Genomic DNA, 6,937 nt, shown 5'->3' with positions numbered 1-6,937 from the left:
ACCATAATCTCCGATTAGGGAACCATAATCTCCGATTAGGGAACCATAATCTCCGATTATAGTCTTCCTTTTTAAAAAAACAAGAAAATTATTGTGAAATAAAGAAAGGGAACTGAGTATCTAAAGCAATGAGATAAGGATTATTGTTTGTTTTTTGGCGATGGGTTAATATCCATTGCTCATATAGTAGACCTTTTCATTGCTTTTTTTTTATAAAATAATTCCAAAGAGATGGAATTATTATGGAAAATAAGATGAACTTTGTAATGTGACCTATGGGTATTCTTTTTTATCTCGTAATACTTGCTCAATAGTTACCATGAAATAAACATGTACTCTTTTTATACATATTTTTCTAACACAAAACAGCACCTATTAGGGGCGTAAACCGAAAGCATAGAAGTATTATTGTCTTCTATAGTAGAATAAAGCAAAGTATCATCTATTCTCTCAAAGCCTCCAAATTCTTTTTTGTCACTGTTCAGTATTATTTTATATTTTCCATGTTCTGGAACATAAAAGCGATAATCAGGAATAGAATTGTGAGAGTGCCAGTTAAAAAAGAATATATAATTTCTTCTTTCAAATATAAGAACTTTATTTGACGTGTCTATATTTAACTCTTTGGGATGGGGACTGTTCAATAGTTTTGTTTTTTGAGCAAACTGTATCATCTGTGCATCAAAATTATTGAGAAACTGATACCGTAAATCTTTATTTTCTGACAAACTCCACTGTCTTCGAGCATATTTATAAGTCCAGTTATTCCCTTCTCTCGGAAAATCGACCCATTCAGGATGTCCAAATTCATTTCCCATAAAATTAAGATATCCTTCCCCTCCCGCCGCAAGGGAAATGAGTCGAATCATTTTATGAAGAGCAATGCCCCTATCAATAATTATATTGTGATGGTCTTTATGCATATCAAAATACATCTCTTTATCCATAAGCCAAAAAGCAATTGTCTTATCGCCCACCAACGCTTGGTCGTGACTCTCCGAATATGCAATGTTTTTTTCTCCCCATCTTCTATTTTTGAGAGTATAAAAGAGTTCATGCATATCCCATTCCTCGTCTTTTTTTTCTTTCAGAAGTTTTATCCAAAAATCCGGTATACCCATTGCCAAACGGAAATCAAATCCTATCCCTCCATCTTGGATAGGACTTGCTAATCCAGGCATGCCGCTCATATCCTCAGCGATAGATATATTTTCTTTTCGCAGAGTGTGTATTAATTCATTTGCCAATTGCAAATATATCAAAGCATCCCAATCTACTCCGTGGGTAAAATAATCATCGTAGCTTTGAAAACTCGTATTTCCATGGTGAAAATACAGCAGAGAAGTGACCCCATCAAATCTAAACCCATCAAAATGAAATTCTTGCAACCAATACTGTATATTAGAAAGTAAAAATTGCTTTACCTCTTTTTTTCCGTAGTCAAAAAGAAGAGAATCCCACTGTTCGTGGACACCTCTTGGGGATTTATGAAAATATAAATCCTCCGTTCCATCAAAATAATGAAGTCCTTCGGCTCTATTTTTGATTGCATGCGAATGAACCAAATCTATTATAACTGCTATGTTCAAAGTATGTGCCGTATTCACTAAATATTTGAGGTCATCAGGGGTACCAAACCTACTACTCGGAGCAAAAAAATTACTGACATGGTATCCAAAAGAACCGTAGTAAGGATGCTCATGCACCGCCATTAATTGAATTGCATTATATCCAAGTTTTTTTATTTTGGGCAGAATACTATCAGCAAATTCTCTGTAAGAGCCAATCCCCTCTTTCTCTTGTGCCATACCTGTGTGGCACTCATAAATAAGAGGCATCTCTTTTATCTCCTGTAAAGCAATTGTCCCTTCAGTCCATATAAAGGATTGCTTGGGATTCCAAACCACAGCAGAAAAATCCATTGTTTGTTCATCCTGAACCACATATTGAGCGTAGGCAGGTATCCTATCTGAACTTCCATCAGCATGGACAATATGAACCTTATACTTACATAAATGAAATATATTATAATCGGTAGCGGACACAAAAATTTCCCAAGTCCCATTAATATTTTTGGTGAGTGGGTTTGCCCGTCTATCCCAATTATTAAAATCTCCAATAAGATACACCTCCCGAGCACTCGGTGCCCATTCTCTATACCTCCACCCATTTGCCAAAGCATCAAAATGCAATCCCATATATTTATAAGCACTTGCAAATTCCGAGAGGGAAGTATAATCCCGTTTTATATGTTCCAAAGTATTGCCAAACCGAACTATCCTATCTTGTATCTCTTTGGTATGTGGTATTAACCAACTATCTCTTTGCACTATAAGGGGCACGTTATTCTCTTTTTCAATTCCTTTTTTATTCATTTTTCTTTTTATTTACCTGTTATTAATAATTAAATAGCAATGTATAAAACATTGAGATTGCTTTTGCGGACCGTAGAAGTAAAGCATGCGATTCGGACATAATAATACGTTTCCGTTTCGGTACGGAAACTCTCTGATATCTTTTGTTTTACCTTTATAGGTCTAATATCTTGTTCTGCTTGGTTGTTGGTAAAAAGTGCTTGATGGTTAAAAGTAATTTTTAGAACGGAAGATTTATATTTTTGTAAGTGTTCGAGCAGATTTAAACCAAAAGTTTTCCTTTTATTTTAATATCACCAATTAATCATATTAGAAAAAGAAACCGAATTAGTAAAACATAAAAAATACAAACATATTGTTTAAACCAAAATATTTGTGAAAGTTTCTTAGCCATCAGGAGAAATTGCCTTTTAATTACATGTTTTTACACAATTTATTAAAAACTACTAAAAAAACCTAAAAAATGAAACAAAAAAATACCCTAAAAAACGTAATTGAAATTTAAAAATTAAGAGTTTTCTTGCAACCACTCTATAAGTCGTTTATTATAGTTTAAAAAGTAGCTAAGTAGTTATGAAAATAAGAGAATATCTTCCAACAGAGTTTTAGTAGAAAATATAATATGAAGTATAAAAATATTCAGAATATTATATGAGAATTATAGAAATAGAAGAAAACGAAACAGGGTGAAATTAACTCTCAATGGTGCTCTGTATATTTAGCAATTATGAAAGATATCTATTATTGTATATATCTAAAGTTGTGTTTTTCCTGTAATTGGATTAAAAATTCATACATCAGATTTATAACATTATCTATATCTGTTTTGTCTGCCATTTCTACAGTGGTGTGCATATATTTGAGAGGAATAGATATGAGAGCACATGCGGAGGATCCGTTTCCTGCGTATGCAAAAGCATCTGTGTCTGTTCCTGTGCTTCTACTAACGGAAGTTCTTTGAAAAGGAATATTCTTTTTTTGAGCAATATCTATAATCATTTTTAAAAGATTATTTTGAACAGCCGGTCCGTATGTAAGAATAGGTCCCTTTCCTAATCCTATTTCTCCTTGGTCTTTTTTATCATAGAGAGGGGAAGTAGTATCGTGTCCTACGTCAGTAATAATTGCTACATCAGGGTTTATTCTTCTTGCCATCATTTCTGCTCCTCGGAGCCCGATTTCTTCTTGAACGGAGTTTACTATGTATAATGAGAAAGGGAGTTGTATATTATTTTCAGATATTTTTCTTGCCACTTCTGCTATTACAAATCCGCCTATTCTGTTATCAAGTCCTCTTCCTACTAAAAATTTTTTATTCATCTCTATCAGTTCGTCTTCGAATACTACCACTGACCCTGCGTGAATGCCCATTTCTTCTACTTCTTTTTTATTTTTAGCACCTACATCTATAAAAAGATTTTTTAAAGAGGGGTTTTCTTCTTTTTTATCGTCTCTCACGTGTATGGCAGGCCAACCAAATATACCTTTGACCATTCCAGTTTCGGTAAAAATAGTAACTCTTTTAGATGGTGCTATTTGATGGTCACTCCCTCCATTTCTTCTTACATACAGGTATCCATCATCAGATACATACTTTATAAACCATGATATTTCGTCTGCATGTGCTTCTATTACTACTTTATATTTTTTATCGGGATTTATTACTCCCGCAACGCTTCCATAAACATCTACTATATGATTATGTATATATGGTTTTATGTATTCCAACCATATTTTTTGCCCTGAAGATTCAAAACCCGTTGGAGAAAAATTATTAAGGTACGTATATAAAAATTTTTTACTTGTATTGTTCATTTTTTATCTGTTATATATTGAGTTTATAAATAGTTATGAATAAAATTACTTGGGCTACTTTATTTTTTTTACCACAAAGATATGAAAGAAAACTTTGATTCCTCTCATTCCTTTGGGGTTTATACTTTTTTATTTTTTTACCACAAACGTTTGTTGATAATTTTAAACGTTATTTTTGAATACAATGTTCCATTAGTAGTTATTTTTCTAAAATTATGATCAATTACCGTCACCATATCTTCTTTTTTAATTCTTTGTGTGTTATGGTGTAGAAGCCAAGATTGTTTTTCCGCCGGTTGTTTTATCTCCTATTTTTACGAGTATTTTGTAAGAAAGTGGTAAAAATACATCTACACGGGAGCCAAATTTTATAAATCCAAATTCTTCTCCTTGGATAACGGTATCATTTTTTTGGACATAAAATTTTATTCTTCTTGCTACAGCACCTGCGATTTGCCTCATTAAAAGTGTATCTCCTTGTTTATTTTGAATGGCTATAGAGGTTCTTTCGTTTAAGGTGCTAGATTTTGGATGCCATGCTACTAAATATTTTCCTGGGTGGTATTGTGCATAGAGGACTTTCCCGCTTATAGGGTTTCTATTTACATGAACATTAAAGGGAGACATAAATATAGATACTTGTATGCATTTGGTTTTTAGAAATTCATCTTCAAATACTGTTTCTATACTTACTATTTTTCCTTCTGCGGGTGCGTATACAATATTTTCATCTATAGGAGTGTGTACAGTGGGGCTTCTAAAAAATTGTAGCACTAAAAGGTATATAATGACACTTATTCCTATAACGGTATAAGAAATTTTATTATTTGTGGAAAAGTAACAAGTTGCTATATTTACTATGAGAAAAAATATAAGTAAATAGATAAGAATACTAAATCCTTCTTTGTGAATGGTCATATTTTTAAAATCTTCCTCTAAATTTATAGGTCTGTGCTACTTTATCAATTGCAACTATATATGCTGCTATACGAAGCGAGACATTATATTTTTTGGATGTTTCAAATACTTTTTTAAAAGCGTCTATCATAATCCTATCTGATCTGCTATTTACTCTATCTACTGTCCATTTATATCCGAGACGATTCTGTATCCATTCGAAATAAGATACTGTTACGCCTCCTGCATTAGCCAGAATATCGGGGACAGCCATAATGCCTTTTTCGTGGAGTATGGAATCGGCTTTAGCGGAAGTAGGTCCATTTGCTCCTTCTACAATAAGTTTTGCTTTAATATTTTTTGCATTATGAACTGTAATAACATCTTCTTTTGCTGCGGGGACTAATACATCTACATCTAATGTGAGTATATCTTCTCCATTAATTTTCTCTGCTCCTGGGAATCCTTCTAAGATGCCATTATGGGAATCTTTATATTTTATTGCTTCTGCGATATTGATGCCATTTTTATTATAATAACCACCTGTGATATCACTGATAGCAACTACAATACTTCCTCTTTCTTCCAAAAGAGATGCTGTCCATGAGCCAACGTTTCCAAATCCTTGTATAGAAATGGTTGCTTTATATGGATTTATTTTTAATTTTTCCATAGCAGAAAGGGCAATTATCATAACCCCTCTTCCTGTAGCTTCTGTTCTTCCAAGTGAACCACCTAAAATAACAGGTTTTCCTGTGACTACGGCGGTTACTGTCATTCCTTGTATACGACTGTATTCATCCATAAGCCATGCCATTTCGCGGGGACCTGTTCCCATATCTGGGGCTGGGATATCTTTATCTACTCCAAATACGTTAGACATAGATTCGGTATATGCTCTTGTAAGACGTTCTATTTCCCCTGCACTCATATTTCTTGGGTTACATCTTATGCCTCCTTTTGCACCTCCGTAAGGGATATCTACTACTGCACACTTCCAAGTCATCCATGCTGCAAGTGCTTTTACTTCGTCTAAATTTACTCCCATATCATAGCGAATTCCACCTTTAGATGGTCCAAGTATATGAGAGTGAATAACACGCATTCCTTCAAAAACTTGAACTTTCCCATTATCCATAGTGATAGGGAGGGAAACTATAACTTGTTTTGTTGGAACTTTTAATACATTATAAATTTCATCTTCTAATTGTAAACATTTCGCTGCTATATCGAATCGAGACATCATCGATTCCAAAGGATTTTCTTTATCCTTTATTGGTGCGGGTTCTATATATGACATGTGTTTTATTGATTTTAATTTTAAATTAGGTGTTTGTTGTATATTGAATTATGTTTAAAAAAATTACACAAAATTGTAAATTACAGAATAAAAAATATTATTTTAAAAACTAATGAATATCATATATATTTTCAATAGAAATAGGATTTTTTTTAAAGAATTTATAAATCTTTGATAATACTGGTTTTTAAAAAGTGTGTGTATTCTTTTAGAGGTTTTTGTAACTACTCAGTTTGTAATTGTAACTTAATGACTCTCCTTACGCAAAAGCAAAAATATAATAAAAATTCATACCTTTAACATTTGATTCCACTCCGAAAGCTCCATTTGATAAGTTTATAACTTTGTAAAATTTGATTATCAATAGTTTTGAATCTCAATATTTTTATCCAAAAGACTTTTCGGTGTGGAATCATGTTTTATTATTCTTTATTATTTCCAACACTTCTTTTTCTGTTATATTGAGTGATAATGTTATAATAGAAATAGAAACTCCATTTCTATAGAGTCCAAGTACTGATTGAGCTAGTATGGTTTGTCTTTCTTCTTG

The 6,937-nt window shown here is 32.7% G+C and carries 4 protein-coding genes; all 4 read right to left on the bottom strand.

The window, feature by feature from the left end; translation table 11 throughout:
- Window positions 1-341: 341 nt before the first annotated feature.
- The 4 genes from QM536_04815 to QM536_04800 all read right to left on the bottom strand — a co-directional run bounded on the left by QM536_04815 (window position 342) and on the right by QM536_04800 (window position 6,387).
- The gene (locus QM536_04815; GenBank protein MDI9356335.1) at window positions 342-2,375 is read right to left on the bottom strand and encodes an alpha-amylase family glycosyl hydrolase; all 2,034 of its coding nucleotides are present in this window, start codon (window positions 2,373-2,375) and stop codon (window positions 342-344) included.
- A gap of 741 nt (window positions 2,376-3,116) precedes the next feature.
- On the bottom strand, window positions 3,117-4,190 hold the full coding sequence (locus QM536_04810; protein MDI9356334.1) for a M42 family metallopeptidase: 1,074 nt from the start codon (window positions 4,188-4,190) through the stop codon (window positions 3,117-3,119).
- Between the two features lie 261 nt (window positions 4,191-4,451).
- The gene (locus QM536_04805; protein ID MDI9356333.1) at window positions 4,452-5,108 is read right to left on the bottom strand and encodes a phosphatidylserine decarboxylase family protein; all 657 of its coding nucleotides are present in this window, start codon (window positions 5,106-5,108) and stop codon (window positions 4,452-4,454) included.
- 4 nt (window positions 5,109-5,112) lie between these two features.
- Window positions 5,113-6,387 (bottom strand): Glu/Leu/Phe/Val dehydrogenase, encoded by a 1,275-nt coding sequence (locus tag QM536_04800; protein MDI9356332.1) that lies wholly within the window; start codon window positions 6,385-6,387, stop codon window positions 5,113-5,115.
- Window positions 6,388-6,937: the final 550 nt, after the last annotated feature.

It is taken from the genome of Chitinophagaceae bacterium, assembly GCA_030053935.1.
Taxonomy (GTDB): Bacteria; Bacteroidota; Bacteroidia; order Cytophagales; family JASGCU01; genus JASGCU01.
Note: the sequence above shows the minus strand (reverse complement) of the source record. Positions and strands in the feature narration are given on the sequence as shown.